15 protein-coding genes are annotated in these 18,000 nt (G+C 73.1%); 3 read left to right on the top strand and 12 right to left on the bottom strand.

Translation table 11 applies throughout. The annotated features are described in order from the left end of the window. The first annotated feature begins 98 nt into the window (after positions 1–98). On the top strand, positions 99–1,589 hold the full coding sequence (locus tag ACH34R_RS09330; RefSeq protein WP_397560885.1) for an alpha/beta hydrolase family protein: 1,491 nt from the start codon (positions 99–101) through the stop codon (positions 1,587–1,589). Here the strand turns inward: ACH34R_RS09330 and ACH34R_RS09325 are convergent. Then, on the bottom strand, positions 1,562–2,536 hold the full coding sequence (locus tag ACH34R_RS09325) for an alpha/beta hydrolase (RefSeq protein ID WP_397560884.1): 975 nt from the start codon (positions 2,534–2,536) through the stop codon (positions 1,562–1,564). The two genes, ACH34R_RS09330 and ACH34R_RS09325, sit on opposite strands and share 28 nt — an antisense overlap. A 206-nt stretch (positions 2,537–2,742) precedes the next feature. Between ACH34R_RS09325 and ACH34R_RS09320 the strand changes: the two genes are divergently transcribed. After that, positions 2,743–4,200 (top strand): LCP family protein, encoded by a 1,458-nt coding sequence (locus ACH34R_RS09320; protein WP_397560882.1) that lies wholly within the window; start codon positions 2,743–2,745, stop codon positions 4,198–4,200. A 26-nt stretch (positions 4,201–4,226) separates the two neighbouring features. Here ACH34R_RS09320 and ACH34R_RS09315 read toward each other — a convergent pair whose 3' ends face one another. The 3 genes from ACH34R_RS09315 to ACH34R_RS09305 all read right to left on the bottom strand — a co-directional run bounded on the left by ACH34R_RS09315 (position 4,227) and on the right by ACH34R_RS09305 (position 7,353). Continuing rightward, positions 4,227–5,243, bottom strand: a complete 1,017-nt coding sequence (locus ACH34R_RS09315; RefSeq protein ID WP_397560880.1) for an enolase C-terminal domain-like protein — start codon at positions 5,241–5,243, stop codon at positions 4,227–4,229. Between the two features lie 106 nt (positions 5,244–5,349). Then, positions 5,350–6,750 carry an Nramp family divalent metal transporter gene (locus ACH34R_RS09310; RefSeq protein WP_397560879.1) on the bottom strand — a complete coding sequence of 467 codons (1,401 nt, stop codon included), beginning with the start codon at positions 6,748–6,750 and terminating at the stop codon, positions 5,350–5,352. A 63-nt stretch (positions 6,751–6,813) separates the two neighbouring features. After that, the gene (locus ACH34R_RS09305; protein ID WP_397560878.1) at positions 6,814–7,353 is read right to left on the bottom strand and encodes a TetR/AcrR family transcriptional regulator C-terminal domain-containing protein; all 540 of its coding nucleotides are present in this window, start codon (positions 7,351–7,353) and stop codon (positions 6,814–6,816) included. Here ACH34R_RS09305 and ACH34R_RS09300 point away from each other — a divergent pair, their 5' ends adjacent. Beyond that, positions 7,354–7,497, top strand: coding sequence for a hypothetical protein (locus ACH34R_RS09300; protein WP_397560876.1), 144 nt, complete (start codon positions 7,354–7,356; stop codon positions 7,495–7,497). A 37-nt stretch (positions 7,498–7,534) separates the two neighbouring features. Here the strand turns inward: ACH34R_RS09300 and ACH34R_RS09295 are convergent, their stop codons facing one another. From ACH34R_RS09295 to ACH34R_RS09260, 8 genes are all read right to left on the bottom strand, one after another. Then, positions 7,535–8,722: a VWA domain-containing protein gene (locus ACH34R_RS09295; RefSeq protein WP_397560875.1), complete on the bottom strand. Its 1,188-nt coding sequence runs from the start codon at positions 8,720–8,722 to the stop codon at positions 7,535–7,537. Continuing rightward, the gene (locus ACH34R_RS09290) at positions 8,719–10,920 is read right to left on the bottom strand and encodes a DUF5682 family protein (RefSeq protein WP_397560873.1); all 2,202 of its coding nucleotides are present in this window, start codon (positions 10,918–10,920) and stop codon (positions 8,719–8,721) included. Before ACH34R_RS09290 ends, ACH34R_RS09295 begins: the two co-directional genes overlap by 4 nt. Further along, positions 10,910–11,977: an AAA family ATPase gene (locus tag ACH34R_RS09285; RefSeq protein WP_397560871.1), complete on the bottom strand. Its 1,068-nt coding sequence runs from the start codon at positions 11,975–11,977 to the stop codon at positions 10,910–10,912. Before ACH34R_RS09285 ends, ACH34R_RS09290 begins: the two co-directional genes overlap by 11 nt. Continuing rightward, positions 11,974–13,545, bottom strand: coding sequence for a DUF5691 domain-containing protein (locus ACH34R_RS09280; protein ID WP_397561033.1), 1,572 nt, complete (start codon positions 13,543–13,545; stop codon positions 11,974–11,976). The genes ACH34R_RS09285 and ACH34R_RS09280 overlap by 4 nt, the downstream gene beginning before the upstream one ends. A gap of 5 nt (positions 13,546–13,550) precedes the next feature. Continuing rightward, positions 13,551–14,906 carry an SWIM zinc finger family protein gene (locus ACH34R_RS09275; protein WP_397560870.1) on the bottom strand — a complete coding sequence of 452 codons (1,356 nt, stop codon included), beginning with the start codon at positions 14,904–14,906 and terminating at the stop codon, positions 13,551–13,553. A gap of 110 nt (positions 14,907–15,016) precedes the next feature. Then, complete coding sequence (locus ACH34R_RS09270) at positions 15,017–15,526, bottom strand: GNAT family N-acetyltransferase (protein ID WP_397560869.1); 510 nt, start codon at positions 15,524–15,526, stop codon at positions 15,017–15,019. Positions 15,527–15,560: 34 nt separating this feature from the next. Continuing rightward, positions 15,561–16,790: a hypothetical protein gene (locus ACH34R_RS09265; protein ID WP_397560868.1), complete on the bottom strand. Its 1,230-nt coding sequence runs from the start codon at positions 16,788–16,790 to the stop codon at positions 15,561–15,563. Next, a complete protein-coding gene (locus ACH34R_RS09260) occupies positions 16,787–17,923 on the bottom strand; it encodes a helix-turn-helix domain-containing protein (RefSeq protein ID WP_397560866.1) in 1,137 nt (378 codons plus the stop codon). Before ACH34R_RS09260 ends, ACH34R_RS09265 begins: the two co-directional genes overlap by 4 nt. Positions 17,924–18,000 lie beyond the last annotated feature (77 nt).

The raw sequence follows: 18,000 nt of genomic DNA, 5'->3' as shown, positions 1-18,000 counted from the left end.
CTGGCGGCGGGCGGTTTCTTTGCCGAGTACGCTGAAAGATCGGAGGGAACATTAACGACATTGGGCCGTCTCTGGCCCCGATCCGGGGAGCGGTACAGGTGCGCGTCGGTCGAGGCACGCTGAGCGTGGCCGCCGGTCTGGTGCTGGTCGTGCTCGCCACAGTGGGTTACGCGCTGCCGCCGTCGTTCGATCCGCCTCCGCTCAAAGCGGACGCCGCGTTCAGCTCGCTGCCTCCGCAGCCCGCGAGCGAGCGGGCCCCGGTGGCCGGCAAAGGCCCGATCACCACCGAGCAGGTCACGATCCCGCTGCAGGGCACGACGTCCCAGGCGATCATCTGGGCGCCGATGACACCGGGGCCGCACCCGGCCGTGGTCTTCGTGCACGGGTCGGGCTCGGCCGACCGGCGCGAGTTCGCCGCCCAGGCCGAGTGGCTGGCCAAGGCGGGCGTCATCACGCTCGGCTATGACAAGCGGTCGGTGGGCTACTCCTTCGGCACCCGCGACTTCGGGCTGCTCGCCGATGACATCCTGCGCATGGTGCGGCACCTGCGCCAGCGTCCGGACGTCGACCGCACCCGGATCGGGCTGTGGGGCGTCAGCGAGGGCACCTGGGCGACCCCGATCGCCGCCGCGCGCAGCGCCGACGTCGGCTTCCTGGTCATGGTGTCGGCGCCCAACGTCTCGCCGCTGCGCCAGGTCGCCTGGGCGCTGAACGAGCAGTTGCTCCGGCTGTACGCCCCGGTGGGCGTACGCGACCTGCTGTCGCGGGCGATGGGCGTGGTCGGCCTGGACTTCCTGCGCCACGATCCGCTGCCCTGGCTGTCCAGGGTCCATCAGCCGGTGCTGGCGCTCTACGGCACGATGGACCCCTCGATCCCGTTCGTGGAGAGCACCCAGGCGCTGACCGAGGGCCTGGCGGCAGCCGGCAACGACCGTTACACGATCAGGTTCCTCGGCGGCGCCGACCACGCGATGCGGATCGGCGCGGGCCCGTTCGCGCCCGGTTACCTGGAGACGCTGGTCAACTGGATCGACGGCCTCCCCCAGAACGGCACGCCGGCCGTGCGGATGGCCGGGGCCACCCCGGTCCAGCGGTACCAGGCCAGTGACGTGCCGGCCGCCCCCTGGTACGCGGGCGGCACGGTGCTCGGGCTGGCGCTGTGCCTGGCGGTCGTGGGCTACGTGGCCGGGCCGGTCGCGCAGTTCGTCGTACGGCTGCGCGGGCGCGACACCCGGGCGCAGACCAACGCCCTGCTCTGGCCGCCGATCCGGCGGCGGCTGCGGCGGATGGCGCTGACCGGCCTCGGCCTGCTGGTGTCGGTGCTCGGCTTCATCACGCTGCTGGTGCTGTTCTCGATCAACCAGGCGGGGGCGTGGCCCGCCGTGCTGTCCGGCTGGATCGTGGTCCGGGTGCTCGCGGTGCTGATGCTGCTCCAGGAGGTCACGGCGGTGGCCGCGGTGGTGTCGGCGCTGCGCGAGGGCTGGCAGCCGAGCCGGTGGCAGCACGTGGCCATCGCCGGGGTGCTCGGCGGCACCGGCGTGCTGCTGGCGGTGGCCGCCTACTACGGGTTGTTCGCGTTCCCCTGGTAGGCGTCGCCGGCCAGGTGGCAGCGCGTCCAGCGGTCCATCTCGCCGAACACCTGCTTGCGCACCGGCTCGGCGGACAGCACGAGGTCGTGGATGCCGCCGGGCACCCGGACACATGTGACGTGCCCGCCGATCCTGGTCGCCCAGCGGGCCATGTGGTCAGGGTCCAGGACCACGTCCGCGCTGTGCGCCTCGGGGGCGAAGTCGCGTAGCCGCAGGCCCTTGTCCGCGCACAGCACCAGGACCGGCACGTCGACGTTCAGCCCGCCGTGCAGGCGGCGCTGGGCCCTGCGGACGGCCGACAGCCACACGGCGTGGACGGGGAACCCGGTGAGCGGCTTCCAGGCCAGGTCGTAGTCCCATTCGCCGTGGAAGGTGTGGTGCAGGCTCCTGCCGTACGCGGTGGCCAGGGCCAGCGGGAGCACCGTGCGGGCGGGCACCCGGGCCAGCGGCCAGATCAGCAGGTCGGCCATGGAGCGCAGGTACGCCGAGACGTTGAGGTCCAGGAAGGGGCTGTTGAGGATGAGGCCCTGCACCCGGCCCGTGCCGCGGACCCGGTCGGCCCACAGTGCGGCGATGAGCCCGCCGGTGGAGTGGGCGTTGACCACGACGACCTCGTTGCCGTCGTCCTCGCGGATGATCCGCACGGCCTCGTCGATCTCCGGAAAGTAGTGCGTCATGCTGCGCACCAGCGCGGGGGTCTGGTGCGGGAGCAGCGACCTGCCGTACTTGCGCAGGTCCAGCGCGTAGAAGTGGAACCCCTGCGCGACGAAGTGGTCGGCCAGGTGGGTCTGGAAGAAGTAGTCGGTGAAGCCGTGGATGTAGAGCACGGCGCGCCGCGAAGGCCCGGCCGCCCGCCGCCGCACCAGGGTGGCGACGACCTCGCCCTCCTCGTCGTGTCCCATGGGCAGGACGGTGGCCTCGTAACCGGGTCCGAGCACATCGAGCATGCCTCACGTTAACCCGTTGCCGGGCCCGCCGCACCGACCGGGCAGGGGCCGGAAAAGTTTGTGGATCGACTCGGCGTACCCCGGCCGGGACACGCGTTCGCGGGATATTCACGCGCCGGTACCCTGTCAGCCACGCTAACCCGTCTAATATCCCCCACGACGCCGGGTGGGACACTTGGGACATATCGCGAGGGGAACAAGCGCGAGTGCGGGAACGATCGAGAACGCTCGGCATCGGTGCGGTGATCGGGTGGACGCTGGTGTCCGTGGTCGCGCCTGGTGCCGCGCACCTCAAGACCGGCCATCGGCGGACGGGGTTCGCGCTGCTCGGCGTATACGCGGCGCTGCTGGTCACGGCCGGCGTACGGGCCCTCACCGCCGACGCCGGCTTCATCGGGCGGCTGACCTCGTCGGAGTGGCTGACCGGGATCACCGTCGGCGCGGTCGTGCTGGGGCTGGCCTGGTTCGCCGTGATCGTCCACTCGTTCGTCGTGCTGCGGCCCGGGGTGCTCCCGGCGCGCGGGCAGGCGATCACCGGAGTGGTGGCCGGGCTCACCGCGGTGGCGGTGCTGGTGCCGTTCGCCTGGGCGGTGAACTTCGTCACGGTCAGCCGGCGCACGCTCGACGAGGTGTTCAACAGCGCGCCCGACCCCACCGAGACCGTCAAGCCGGAGGACCCGTGGAACGGCCGCGACCGGCTCAACGTCCTGCTGCTCGGCGGTGACGCCGACGACCACCGCGTCGGGGTGCGCACCGACAGCATCAACGTGGCCAGCGTGGACATCAAGACCGGCAGCACCGTGCTGCTCAGCCTGCCGCGCAACCTGGAGAACGTCCGGTTCCCTCCGGGCAGCCCGATGCACGCCCGCTTCCCTGACGGGTTCCGGCTGCCGGTCGGGCCGGGCGGCGGGCGCGAGGACCTGCTCTTCGCGGTGTGGGAGTACGCCGACACGCACCCGGAGATCTTCGGCGGGCGCAAGAACCAGGGCGCGCGCACGCTGAAGGAGACGGTCGGCTACACCCTCGGGCTGAAGGTCGACTGGTTCGCGCTGGTCAACATGTGGGGCTTCGCCCGGCTCATCGACGCCATCGGCGGGGTCACCCTGACGGTGGACCGGGACGTGGTCTTCGGCAAGTACAACGAGGGCCTGGTCAAGGCGGGCACCCGCAAGCTCGGCGGCGCGGACGCGATGTGGTTCGCCCGGTCCAGGACCAACAGCGATGACTTCACCCGGATGCGCCGCCAGCGCTGCGTGCTCGGCGCGCTGCTGGAGCAGGCCGACCCCGCCACCGTGCTGGCCCGCTTCAACAGGGTCGCGCTGGCCACCAAGGAACTGCTGCGCACCGACATCCCCCGGCCCATGCTGGAACACCTCGTCCCGGTCGCGCTGCGGGTGAAGAACGCCAAGGTGAACAGCGTGCAGTTCGTGCCGCCGCTGATCAACACCGGATACCCGGACTGGACGAAGATCCGCTCCGTGACCGCGAAGGCCATCCGCGACTCGGTGCGGCCCAAGCCCGCGCGGGCCGCCAAGGCCACTCCGGAGACCTCGGCGGACTCCTCCCCCAAGACGGCCGCCAAGAAGCGCACGCCGTCGCCGACCACGACCGGGGGCGGCCCGGAAGGCGTGACCGGCCTGACGGACGGCTGCAGCGGCGGCTGATCCGGCCTCAGGCGGTCATCCCGGCGTCAGGCGGTGAAGGACACCGTGGCCAGCCGGCGCAGGCGCGCCTCGTCCACGGTGTGGCCGAGGCCGGGCTGGGTCAGCGGGACGGCGACGACGCCGCCCGCGGCCCCGACCGGCGGGGTCACGATCTGCGCGCTGCGCGGCGGCTGGGTGACGTCGCAGGGCAGGTTACAGCCCGGCATCGCGGCCACCGCCACGGTGGCCGCCCTGGCCAGGCCGGTGCCCTGGCCTCCCGCGCAGAGGATCTCCCACCCGGCGGCCATGGCCCGGTCGTGGACCCGGCGTACGTCGCTGAGCGAGGGGAAGCGGGCGGGCCGCAGCAGCAGCGCCCTGGCCGAGCCCGCGGAGACGTGCGCGGCCAGCTCGGCATCGGAGCCGGCCTCGACGGCGACCGCCGCCGAGACCCGGTCCTGGAGGATGGCGTGGGTGACCGGGTCGGTCGTCCCGAACGGCCGCTCGATCACCGCGATGTCGTAGGAGTCGAGCGCGACCAGGGCGTCGATCTCGGTGTAGGCGGCCTGGGCGTCAACGGACATGGCGAGGCCGGGGAACGCCTGGCGTACGGCGCGCACCGGCTCGACGTCCCAGCCGGGGTGGACGTCCAGCGTGACGTGCGCGTATCCGCCGCAGACCTGCTGGTTGACCCGCGCCACCAGGCTCTCCAGCGACCGGTCGCCGGCGATCCTGACCGTCGCCATCAGCGAGGTGCGGCTGCCGCCGAGCGCGTGCGCGAGCGGGACCCCGCGCATCCGCGCCCAAAGGTCCCAGCACGCCATGTCCGCGGCGCTGCCACCGCGCGAGATCGTGTCGAGTTCGTCGGGATGCTCCCAGTCGACGCCGACCAGCGCGGGCGCCAGGCTCTCCTCAAGCGTCGTCCACGCCTTGTCCAGGCCGGGCTCGACGACCTCGCCCCACCCGGTCATCCCGCCATGGTCGGTCAGCCGGACGAGAATGCTCTCCGGCCGCCTGCCGTACGGCAGGGTGAGCCGGAAGACCTCGATTTCGCGGACGCGCGGCAACGGACCCCCTGGTGTGCTGGCTTGGTGACGAGCGACCCGCCCATGCCCCCTCCCGCGCGCCTCTCCCTTCCATGGTGCCCCTTCTCCGGCCCCGCGCAAAACCGGGCTACAGCCCGCGGATCCGGTCGATGACCGTAAGTGCCGCGAAGAACGCGAAGAACAGGAAGATCAACGCCATCACCACCAGGCGGTACCCGCGCAGCCCGATCTCGCGGGGCAGCGCCCTGCGGTTGAGGATCATCAGCAGCCCCGAGTAGAGGAACATCATGAAGCCGCCGACCACCGCCGAGATCACCAGCAGCGCCAGCGGCTGGTCGAACCCGGCCAGCAGCACGACGCCGCCGATCGCGATGAGCGCCCAGACCACGGCCACGTACAGGGCGGACTCGCTCCAGCGGGTGCTCGCGGCCAGGTAGGTGACCTTCAGCGAGTCGGAGACCAGGCGCCCCATGTAGTCCAGGATGCCGAGGGCGGCGGCGAACAGGGAGTAGGCGCCGATGATCCAGAAGAAGGTGCCGAACCATCCGGTGCGCTCGTTCAGCACCTGGCCCTCCACGCGCAGGAAGGTCACGTCGTTGGCGACCTCCCGGCCGAAGACGGTGGCGTGGGCGAGCATCGACATCACGGTGATGGTCAGCACCGTGATGAGGACGAACGACACGAGCTGCTCGGTGTTGGCCACCCGCCACCAGCCCCGCCACCTGGCGAGGTTGGCCTCGTCGGCGGGGAAGCGGTAGCCGGTGGAGGGGGCGGCCTCCGGGCGGCCGGTCACCGGGGAGACCAGCTTGGGCATCCTGGCGCCCATGCCGAGGCCCTTGTCCCGGATCCAGTTGCTCTGCACGAGGTTCTGTGCGCCGCCCGCCCCGGCGAAGGCCAGCGCGCCGAGGATCAGCGCGGCCCCCAGTTCCAGCGGTACGGCGGGCGCGGTGACGGCCTGGGCGAGGCCGCCGCGCGACTCGGTGGCGAGCGCCACCGCCAGCGCGCCCACCAGCAGCACCAGCACCGCGCCGATCTTGACGAACTCGATGCGCTCCACCCAGCGATAGATGAACGGTGCGAGGGTGAGGATCACGCCGATCAGCACCAGCTCGCCGATGGCGAACAGCACGGGATCGCCCGCCCCGATGGCGTAGGTGAGCACGGTGGCCGAACTCGTCGCCCAGCCCGGCCACATGTTGGCCAGTACCGCCAACGCGATGAACACCGGGCCCCAGGGCCGCCACAGCCTGCTGAAGCCGGTCAGCGCGGTCTCGCCGGTGGCCAGCGTGTAGCGCTCGATCTCCATGTTGATGAAGAACTGGAAGATCACCCCGACGAACGCGCCCCACAGGAAGACCAGGCCGACGTTGGCGGAGATGTAGGGCCACAGCACGAACTCACCGGAGGCCAGGCCGATCGCCGCGGCCACGACTCCGGGGCCGATCACGCGCCGCAGTGGGCGGGGGTCGGGGAGATCGGCCACGGCGACGTCGGGGATCTTGCCGCGGGCCGTCGGGAACGTCCGCATGCTGCCTCACTGCACCCGGACGGCTGCGTTCAAACCCGCTGTAACGGCTCACTCACCGTGGCGTCACCGGTCGCCCGGGGCTCCGTACCGGGCGAGGCCGCCGAGCAGCAGGTCCAGGCCGAACTCGAAACGGACCCTGCCGCCGCCCTCCAGGAGGTCGTCCACGTGGGCCGTCATCATCGGGAAACGGTCTTCGGGCAGGGTGCGGTAGTAGTCGCCGAACCGGCCGAAGAAGTCGCTGATGAACTCGCCGGCGTCCTTGCCGGAGGCGCGCTGCCTGGCCGCGTACATCGCCCCCTCGTGGACGTCGGCGGCGATGTAGAGGTTGAGCCGGTCGATCATCCAGCTCGCGATCCGCGGCGGCACCCCGCCGCTGATCATGATCGCCAGCTCGGCCTCGGTGATGCGCAGCGCGTTGGGCCCGCTCGGGATGTTGGCCATGGCCACCCTGGCGATGTCGGCGTGCGCGCTCAGCACCTCGTAGATGTGCGGGACCAGGTCGCGCATCTGCTCCCGCCAGCGCCCGGGGTCGGCCTTCGGGGTCTCGACCTCGGCGAGCACCCGGTCATAGAGCAGGTCCAGCAGCTCGTCCTTGTTGGCCACGTGGGCGTACAGCGAGGCGGGTCCGGTGCCGAGCTCACCGCGGTCCGCGTCACGCTCGGCGTACTGGCCGGGATGCTGCTGCTGACCTGCCTGCTGGCGCTGCTGATGCCGAAGTGGGCCCGCCCGGAAGGCGCCGGTCACTGAACCGGCGGGACGCCGTGGCGCGCCCCGCCGGTGAGCGTCACCCGACGGCCCCGGCCGGAAGGTGGCGTTCGGCCCATGCGCGGATGTCGCGCCGCTGCACCGCCGCGGCCATCAGGGACGGGAAGGCGTCGGGGGTGCAGGCGAAGGCGGGCACCCCCATCGCGGCCAGCGCCGCGGCGTTGTCGTGGTCATAGGACGGCGCTCCCTCGTCCGACAGCGCGAGCAGGACGATCACCTGGATCCCGGCCGCCAGCATCGCCGCCACCCGGCGCAGCATCTCCTGCCGGACCCCGCCCTCGTAAAGGTCGCTGATCAGCACGAACGTGGTGTCGGCCGGGCGGGTCACCAGGCCCTGGCAGTAGGCGATGGCCCGGTTGATGTCGGTGCCGCCGCCGAGCTGGGTGCCGAACAGCAGCTCGACGGGGTCGGCGAGGCGGTCGGTGAGATCGACCACGGCGGTGTCGAAGACGACCAGGGAGGTCTTCAGAGAGCGCATCGAGGCCAGCACCGCGCCGAACACGCCCGAGTAGACCACCGAGGCGGCCATCGACCCGCTCTGGTCGACGCACAGCACCACCTCGCGTTTCACCGCCTGCTGCCGCCGGGCGTAGCCGACCAGCCGGGAGGGCACGACGGTCCGCCGCTCGGGCAGGTAGTGCTTGAGGTTGGCCCGGATGGTGCGGTCCCAGTCGATGTCGGCCGGGCGGCGCGGCCGATGCGTGCGGGCCGAGCGGTCCAGCGCGCCGGTGATCGCGGTGCGGGTGCGCTGGGCCAGCCGGCGTTCGAGGTCTTCCACGACCTTGCGGACCACCGCCCTGGCCGACTCCCTGGCCTGGTCGGGCATCACGCGGTTGAGCGACAGCAGCGTGCCGACCAGGTGGACGTCGGGCTCGACGGCCTCCAGCATCTCCGGCTCCAGCAGCAGGGCGGTGAGGTTCAGCCGCTCGATGGCGTCCTGTTGCATGACCTGGACGACCGTGCTGGGGAAATAGCCCCTGATGTCGCCGAGCCAGCGGGCGACGGTGGGCGCGGAGGCGCCGAGGCCGGCAGAACGTGAGGCGCCCGAACGGCCCTGCTCGCCGGGCCTGCCGTACAGGGCGGCCAGGGCGCCGTCCATCTTCGCGTCGGCCCCGCCGAGCGCGCAGCCGGTGCCGTCGGCGTCGCCGCCGAGCACCAGCCGCCAGCGCCGCAGCCGCTCATCGGCCGTGCCGGTCATGTCGTTCATCCGGACCTCCCCAAGATCGCCAGTACCGTGGCGACGGCCCCGGCCGCAAGCTCCTCGTCGATCTCCACCGTGGCCTCGTCCCTGCCGCCCGCCCCGGCCCGGCCGGCGTTGCGCACCCGCTCGCCAATGGCCCGCCGCTCGGGCGCGTCGAAGGTCGCGAACGTGCGGCGGAGCAGCGGCAGCACATCGACGAACGCCGTGCCGGAAAGGCCGCTCAGCCAGCGGTCCACCAGCCCGAGCAACTGCGCGTCGTGGACCAGCAGCAGCCCGCCGCCCGCCAGGAAGCCCTCCACCCAGAAGGCGACCCGCGCGGGCGAATGCCCCGCCGAGGTGGCGAGCGCCATCCGCCGTGCGGTCTCCTCCCCGTCGAAGGAACCCGCGTCCAGCAGCATCCGGGTCAGCCTGCCGTCGATCCGGCCGTGCAGGTCGCCGCGGCCTGCGACGCCGTGCAGGGCGGCCAGCCAGGCGGCCCGCTCGGCCTCCGGCAGCAGGCCCGTGGCCGCGTGGACGGCGTCGAGATGGCCGATCATCTCCTTGGCGGCGGCGTCGTCCAGGCCGGTCAGCGCCGGGGACAACCCCGCGCGGATGCGGGCCAGCATCGAGCCGGCCACCTTCCCCAGGCCCTCGGCCGGGGTGCCGCGCACGTCGCCGTAGCGCAGCGCGCGGGCCGTCGCGGGCACCGCCGCCATCAGGTGGGTCACGTCGGGGTCGAGGGCCGCCCGCTGGGCGAGCGCGTCGAGGGCGTACGGCAGCGCCTCGCCGAGGTCGGCCAGCAGGCACGCCTCAAGGGTCTCGGTAAGGTCGGCCAGCGTCACCCCCTCCCTGGTCATCAGGTCGCGGGCCTTGGCCGCGGCGGCGGCCCCCACGGTGGTGCCCCACGCGCTCGCCTCGATCAGCTCGACGTCGAACTCCGGCCGCCACACGAGGGTCCACGACTCGCGGAACGTGCCCTTGCCACGCGACTCGCGGGCGGTGCCCCAAGGGACGCCGAGCAGCCGCAGCCGGTGCAAAAGCACGCTGCGCCCGAGGTCGAGCGGCTTGCGCAGGTCGAGATCGAGGTCGCGGTCAAGTGCCTCGGGCTTGAGCTTGAGCCTGCGCTGCTCCTCGCGCAGGTGCCGCTGGAGCGGGACCATCGGGGTGTCGTCGGGGACCGCGCCGAGCCGTTCGCCGACGACCATCCGCCGCTGGATCAGCTCGACCGGCAGGTCGTCGCCCTCGCACAGCACGGCCCTGGCCGCCTCGGTGACCTCCCCGAGGCCCGCCAGCGGACGCCCGCGCAGCACGGCGAGCCCTTCGGCCAGCCGTACCGACTCGATGACGTGGGCGGAGGAGACGGCCAGGCCCTCCTCGCGCAGCACGCCGGCCGCGCCGGCCAGCCAGCGTTCGACCGGCCGGTCCGGGGCCGCGAACAGGTGGTCGTACCAGCCGGGGGAGGTGACTCCCGCGCCGTAGCCGCTGAAGGCCGCGAGCCTGCCGTACGTCCACGGCACCCAGGTGATCTCGACCTTGGCCTTGGGCAGCCCGCGCAGCGTCGCGTCATCGGCCTTCGCGGTGATCGGCGCGGCCAGCGCGGGAACGTGCCAGGCCCCGCAGACCACGGCGATCCGCTCGAAACCGTCCTTGCGGGCGCGGCGGACGGCCCGCCGCATGTGCGCCTCGCGCAGCGCCTCGCGCGGGCCGGGGACGTGCCCGTCGCGCACGGCCGCCATCGCCTCGGCGATCACCTCGAACGGCGTCGCCCCTGCGCGGTGCTCGACCATGTCCTCCCACCAGCGCTCCGGATCGTCGTATCCGGCGGCCGCGGCCAGCGAGCCGATCGGATCGACCGGTGCGGTGTCGTCCGCGTCGGTGTCTTCGGCCTGCTCGGTGCCGGCCATGGCGAACATGGCGGCGGCGGGCAGGTCGCAGAAGCGGACGGGCACCCCCACGCCGAGCGCGTGCCGGATCGCCTGCCACTCCGGGGAGAACCGGGCGAAGGGCCAGAACGCCGACTTGGCCGGCTCGCCGGGAACGTGCGCGAGCAGCGCCACCGGCGGTTCCATCGCGGGATCGCCCGCGAGCGCGACCAGCGGATCGGCCTCCGGCGGCCCCTCGATCAGCACGATGTCGGGCCGCAGCCGGGCGAGCTCCGCCCGGACCGCGCGGGCCGACCCGGGGCCGTGGTGGCGGACCCCCAGCAGGGCGGGTTCAGCCGGCATCGCGGCACGCACGATAGAAGTCGTTCCAGCCGTCGCGCTCGCGCACGACGGTCTCTAGGTACTCGCGCCACACCACCTGGTCCGAGACAGGGTCCTGGACCACCGCGCCCCGGATGCCGCCCGCGACGTCGGCGGGCCGTAGCACGCCGTCGCCGAAATGGGCGGCCAGCGCGACGCCGCTGGTCAGCACCGAGATGGCCTCGGCGGTGGACAGCGTGCCACTGGGCGACTTGACCTTGGTGCGGCCGTCTTCGGTGACGCCCGAGCGCAGCTCGCGGAACACGGTCACCACCCGGCGGATCTCCTCCAGCCCGGCCGGGATCTCCGGCAGCGCGAGCGAGCGGCCGAGTTGTTCCACCCGGCGCGAGACGATGTCGATCTCCTCCTCGACGGTCGCGGGCACCGGCAGCACCACGGTGTTGAAACGCCTGCGCAGCGCGCTGGACAGCTCGTTCACGCCCCGGTCGCGGTCGTTGGCGGTGGCGATGACGTTGAACCCGCGCCGCGCCTGGACCTCGTCGTTCAGCTCGTGGATCGGCAGGGTCTTCTCCGACAGCACGGTGATCAGCGCGTCCTGGACGTCGGACGGCATGCGGGTCAGCTCCTCCACCCGCGCGATGCCGCCATCGGTCATGGCGCGCATCACCGGGCTCGGCGTCAGCGCCTCCCTGGAGGGGCCCTCGGCGAGCAGGCGGGCGTAGTTCCAGCCGTAGCGGACGGCCTCCTCGGCGGTGCCCGCAGTGCCCTGCACCAGCAGGGTGGAGTCACCGCTGACCGCGGCGGCCAGGTGCTCCGACAGCCAGGTCTTGGCGGTGCCGGGCACGCCGAGCAGCAGCAGCGCCCGGTCGGTGGCGAGCGTGGCCACGGCCACCTCGACCACGCGGCGGGGGCCGATGTACTTGGGGGTGATCTGGTCGCCGTCGCCCAGGATGTACGTCGTCACGGCCCACGGGGACAGCCGCCAGCCGGGCGGCCGTGGCCGGTCGTCTGACTTGGCGAGCACGGCGAGCTCCTCGGCGTAGAGGTCTTCGGCGTGCGGACGCAGGACGTCGGTCACGACAACTCCTTCAACATGTCACTTCGGTAGCGGAGGACGGCGGCGACCTCCTGCACTGGTGGTTCGAGGGACAACCCGGCCGCCGCCTGGTGCTGCGCGGGGTCGGCCCGCTCACCGGCGAGCCTGATCAGCTCGCCGAGGTTCCATGGCTGGGTGCCGGCCACGTCGAGGATCTTGTGCAGCACGGCGCGGGTCAGGGCCGGCCCCCACGGGGCCGCCGCGCCGCCCAGCACCATGATCAACTGGCCGTCCACGGGGTGCCGGGCGACGAAGTCGGCGGCCAGCGCCTCCTGCTCGGCGGGACGGAGTACGGCGAGCAGCTCGGCCAGCGGATCGACGGCGAACAGCGCCCGCGCCCAGGCGGGGTCGCGCTGGAGCACGGCGGCGCGCACCCAGCCCGCCCGCACCTCGCGTCCCCAGTCGATGATCTTCATTCCGACGAGGATGTCGGGCGGGACGCCGAACACCTCGGCCCACACCCGAAGCGGGGTACGTGCCACCACCTGCTGGAGCCACCAGCTCCGCTCCCCGGTGCCACGCGGCGGGGCCGCCCGGACGCCGTCGCGGGCCATGCCCGCGTCGCAGGTCTCCGGCGGCACGACCGCGATCCGGCCGCCCGACGGACGCAGGCACCGCCGGCCGCGCTCGGCCATCCGCTCACCCAGCCGCGAACCGGGCAGCCGGGTCAGCAGGTCGGCCGCGGCCTGCCGTACCTCACGGCGCCGGTCGTCCAGCGCGCCCTCCAGGAACGGCTCATCACCCGCCGACAGCCCCTCTTCCAGCACCCCGAGGAAAGCGGCCCGATCGTCGGGCCCCTCCCGCTCCCACCCTCGCGAGAGCAAGGCCGGCGCCGCCCCGGGATCGACCGCCCGCAACCCGGCCAGATAGGCGACCCGATCCCCCTGAGTGCCAAGCCGCCAGACCTCGCCCCCGTCCGCCTCGACGCCTCCCCCGGCCACATCGGAATCGCCGGGACGCCGGCCGGCCGCCTCACCGGAACCCGGCGCTCCAGGCGTATCCGGGCCGACGAGGCCGGCCTGCCCCGGCGTACCCGCACCCGGCACCCCTGGCAGCCCCGGGGCGGCGGGGTGCGCCGGTGGGGTGGTTAGCTCTTTGGCGAGGAAGGGCCAGGCGGCGTCGTGGAGGGTGGCCAGCCAGCGGCCACGGCGGGCGGCGAGGGCGGCCACATGCGGGCGGATCGAGCGGTCCTTGGCGGCGTGGTCGAGGAGTTCGGGCAGCAGGTGCGGGGGGACCCGCAGGCCCTGCCGGGCCGCCTCGGCCAGCCACTCCGGCAGCAGCCGGGAGTGCTCGCCGCCGAGAATCCGCGCCAGCCGGTCGGCGGCGGCCCTGGAGACCGCCGGACGGTCTTCGGCCGGTGCGGGCGGCAGCGGCTCGCCCCTGCTGAGCCGCTGCCCGGCCCGCCTTCGCACGGTCTCCACCGCCGCGCGTTCGAGCAGGTCCACGGCGGGATCTCCGCCGCCCGCCGGGTCGTACGGCGGCCTGCGGTCGGTACCGACCAGGGCCGCCGAAACGATCTGCTGCCACTGCGCTCCCGAGCGCTCGGGCATCCCGCTCACAGCACGACCACCTCGCCTTCCTCGTCATGGGTCGAAAGCGGGACCAGCCCGCGCGGCGTCCACTCCGCGGCGACCGTGAGCGGGTGGCCGCCGGAGGCCGCGATGAGCCGCCACGGCGGGCTCCCGCCGGCCAGCGGCCAGCCCTCCTCCTGCTCAGGGTGGCCCAGCAGCCACCGCTCCCCGCCGCGCAGCGGGACCACTCCGGCCAGGACCACCGGCCAGGAGTCCAGCCATGGGTCTGCGGCCAGCGCCCCGGCCACCTCCGACAGCGCCTGCGGGATCGTGGCCCCTGGCGGCTCGCCCCCGTTGCGCATCGAGTGGCGCGCGGCGACCTGGGCGCGCAGCGGCCCGGACCCCGGGTAGAAGGCCAGGTCGGCGTCGACCACGCTGCCGGTGAGCAGCGAGGCGTCCAGCGGCTGCCCGATCGGCGCGAACGACAGCACCAGGGCCGAACGCCCGCTCGCGCGCCCGCGCAGCCAGACCCGGCGGGCGATCAGCCGGTCCTGTTCGGTGTCGCGCCTGCCGAGCACATGCCATTCGTCGCGGACCGTGGCCCCCGCCAGCACCTCCTCGCGCGTGACCGGGAAACCCACCCGGGATCTGACCGTCTGCGCGAGGTCGCCGTCCGGCTCGCGGCGGTGCGCCACGGCCAGCAGGTGCAGCAACGCGTACTCCTCCACCAGGCGCCCCGGCCAGTCGTCGCCGGAAAGGACCGGCGCCAGCCGGCCCACCGCGCTCGCGACCCCGGGGGCCTGGGCGTCGACGAGGCGCTTGGCCACGTCGTCCCAGTGTCCGAAGCCGGAGGTGCGGGTGCCCGCGATGCCCTGCCTGATCTGGTCGGCGAGCCATCGCTCCAGCTCCGACAGGCCGGCGGTGACACGCCGCTCGCGCTGCGCCGCGCGGGACTCGGCCTGCTCGCGCCCGCGCCCGGGGTCGGCCCCGGCCTCCTCCGGGCCGCCCGGCGCGGCCGTCGCCTCGGCCGTCGTCTTGGCCTCGACGGCGGCGGCACGCCGGTCGGCGCGGTCCTGGCGCTGGGCCATCCACTCCGCCGCCCACGGGGGCAGGCCCCCCTCCTCCGGCACGCCGCCGGCCGACCACAGCAGCAGCAGGCCGAGCGCGTGCTTGCAGGGGAACTTCCTGCTGGGGCAACTGCACCGGAAGGCGGGCTCGGACAGGTCGACGCAGGCGCGGTACGGGGTCGCGCCGCTCCCCTTGCACTCGCCCCACACCACCTCGGACGCCACCCCGGACACCGGCCACTTCGCGGGCGCGGCGACGCCTTGGGCGGCCTTGCGCGAAGGGGCGTCGGGGGCGAGCTCCAGCACTTGATCACGGCTCCACCGATCGATCACGCTGCGACACTAGCGGCGATCACCGACAGAATCGCCCCTCCCCGGCGATCCTCCGGCGGCCCCGCGCCAACCTGCGGAAACGACCCGCGAAGGCGGCCGGCGCCAGGGGCTCAGCCCAGGCGCGGGCCGCCGGACCCGGGGCGGCCGGTCCGGCAGCGGTCGCCGAGGGCCTTGACGAGGATCTGGAAGATCTCACCCGGCATCCGGACCGGTGGGTGGTCCCACTCCACATAGTCCAGCCGTGCGTAGAGTCGCCGCGCATCGGTGTTGGCCAGGCCGACGCCGAGGGCGACCCGGTGGTGGCCGCGCTGGGCGAGGATGCGTTCGCCCTCGGCGAGCAGGGCGGTGCCGACGCCCCGGTTGCGCTGGTCGGCACGTACCTCCAGGTGGGTGATCACCGGTACGCCGGGCAGCCGCTCGCGCAGTTCCAGTTCCTCGGCCGGTTCCCACCACAGGTAGACGTTCCCGACGACATCACCTCCGCGTAGTGCGATGAGCAGCACGCCTCGGCCGCGGCGCTGGCGGTGGAAGCGCTCGAAAAAGAAATCGGCCTGCCCGAAATAGCGAATTAGCGGGGTTAAATCAGTGTAGATGGCGGGCCGTATGAGCGGGTCGGGCACGGAACACTCCGTCGGTCGCCGGCTGCCTCATTTCCTAAGAATGCCCGAGAGATCCACTCGGCGTCCATTCATCCCTTACGCCCAGATAGCTACTAGATTGGCATACTTTGTGGTAACCACCGCCCCTCGCCCGGCGGACCACGATCTCCCGCGGCTCCAGCCCCGCCAGGGTGAGCGCCCGCTCCAGGCGCACCGGCGTCGGCAGCCTGCGCGCGAAGCGCCGCCAGCGGGTCCGGTCGGCCAGCCAGGCGTGCAGGTAGTCCGCGCACAGGTCGGGCGTGATGAACTGGAGCCTGCCGTGCGCCGCCTTCAGCGACAGGGTCATCCGGCGCCGCTCGGGGGTGTCGGGACACCGTTCCACCCTGCGGCTCACGTCGTCGATGAAACGCCGCCGCCTGCCCAGGAAGCCCACCCAGAAGCCGCGGTCGGCGTGGCGTACGGTGCCGCCGACGTCGAGCAGCGAGTAGACGCCCTCGGCGAGCACGTCGCCGAGTTCCTCGGCCCGGGCGCGGTCGGGATGGGCGAACGGGTCGTAGGGCGCCTGGAAGGCCCTGCCGGTGACGGCGACCCGCCGCAGCCGTTTGTCGTCCAGCAGGTAGAACCAGTCGTCGTTGTAGATGTCGGGGAAGAACGACGTCGTGCGTACCGGGTCCACCGCCAGCGCCCCTCCCCCGATGAACGTCTCCTGGTATCCGCCCGTCCGCCGGTGCGCGTGGCAGACCACCGAATTGTCGGGGAACCCGCCGATGGACAGGCCGACGCCGTCGTACACGTCCAAAAGCCGCGCCGCGCGCAGCAGGTCGCCGCGGTCGGAGACGGTTATGTCGTCATCGAGGAAGACGATCCGCCGCCAGCCCACCATCCGGGCGATGAGCAGGCCGAGGTTGCGCTTGGCGCTGACGTCCGTCCTGCGCTCGAACTTGGTGTCGGCGAGCAGGTCCGTCGTGGCCAGCGCGGGCAGTGCCAGGCTGCGCGCCTCCGGCACGTCGATGGCGAGCAGCGCGGCGCCCGCCGCGTCCGCCGCCTTGGCCGCCCCCGCCGCGCTCGCCCATCTGCTGCACAGCGCCACCAGGGGCACCGCGAGCGCGCGGGCCAGCCCGGCGGCGTGCCGTAGCGCCGCCGCCCGCCGCGCGGTGGGCACGACCAGCGCGTCGACGCGCCCGAGCGGCGCCGCCGGACGCCCCGCGGCCAGGAGGTGCCGGTGCGAGCCATGATGGAAAGGGCTGCCACCCGGCCTCCTGGACGGCGGTGGCGGACGGCTCATTCAGTGCAGCCCGTCCACTCATGTAGCAGGTTGTCGGGGATGGTCCAGTCGGGGGTGAGCACGACGCCGCCCTCGATGGTCACGCGGGTCACGATGCTGTAGGACTCCGCCCCGCCGAACCGCTCGGCGATGTGCTCGGCGTTGCGGTCACGGAAGCGGGCGTCGGTGAGCGCGCGCACCACGCCGAGCACGCCCCGGCCGTACATGCCGTTGCAGATGCTGATGGTCCGTTTCCTGTTGTAGGGGTTGCGCCCGCGGAAGAAGTGGCCGACGTCCTCCACCAGGCGCTTGGCATCGCCCGTCCGGTCCAGGACCGGGTGGAAGGCGCGCCGCTCCGCGCCGTCGGTCACCACGAAGGACGGCCCGGCGGGATCGTTCCAGTCGGCCACCTGCTCGACCGGCAGGCGCAGCCGGTTGAGCGCGTTCTGGGTGGCCAGGTTCCAGTCCACACCGCCCAGGAGTACCAGGTGAGTGGTGTAGTCGTCGGGATGCAGCCGCTGCGCCACGCGGAGATTGACCTGGCTGCCCGGGTTGAGCGCGCGGACGTGCCCGTGCAGCTCGAACAGCGCGTCGAGGTCGGCGTAGGTGTAAAGCTCGATGAAGTCGGGGTCGTCGCGGTCGGCGTACGGCATGCGCGCCAGCATGTCGGGGGGCAGTTGCGCGCACACGAGCGTGACCGCCTCGCCCTCCTCGAACAGCCACGGCCCCTCCCCCCGCGCGCCCGCCGTGTCGCACAGGCCGCCGAGGCCGCTGATGCCGCCCGGGGCGGGCCGGGCCGGCTCGTTGAGCCGGCGCAGCGCGGCGGCCCGCAGCGCCTGGAGCTCGCGGTACAGCTCGCCGCGCCGGGCGCGTTCCTCGGGGGTCAGCGCGGCCGGATCGGGCATGCGCGGCCTGCCGCCCTCGATCGAACGGCTGGTCGCGAAGAACGTGGCGTACGCCTCAAGGCGGCTGAGCGGCGGGATCTTCGGCTTGGAGACGGACTCCCAGGAGGAGATGAGCGGCACGCTCAGCGGCCGGTCACCGCCCAGCGCCCGGGCGAGCTGCAACTGGGTGATCCTGGCCTGCGGCCACTCGTCCTCGCGCAGCGAGCGAAGACGGCGCGCGAGAGCCACCCCCGCGTCTTCTGCCGGCACTCTGCCCGCCTCCTTCAGCCGAAGTTCAACTATCCTGGTGAACTTCACTGTAATTGTGAAGCGCAACCACATCATGG

Source organism: Spongiactinospora sp. 9N601 (assembly GCF_044326295.1).
Taxonomy (GTDB): Bacteria; Actinomycetota; Actinomycetes; order Streptosporangiales; family Streptosporangiaceae; genus Spongiactinospora; species Spongiactinospora gelatinilytica.
Note: the sequence above shows the minus strand (reverse complement) of the source record. Positions and strands in the feature narration are given on the sequence as shown.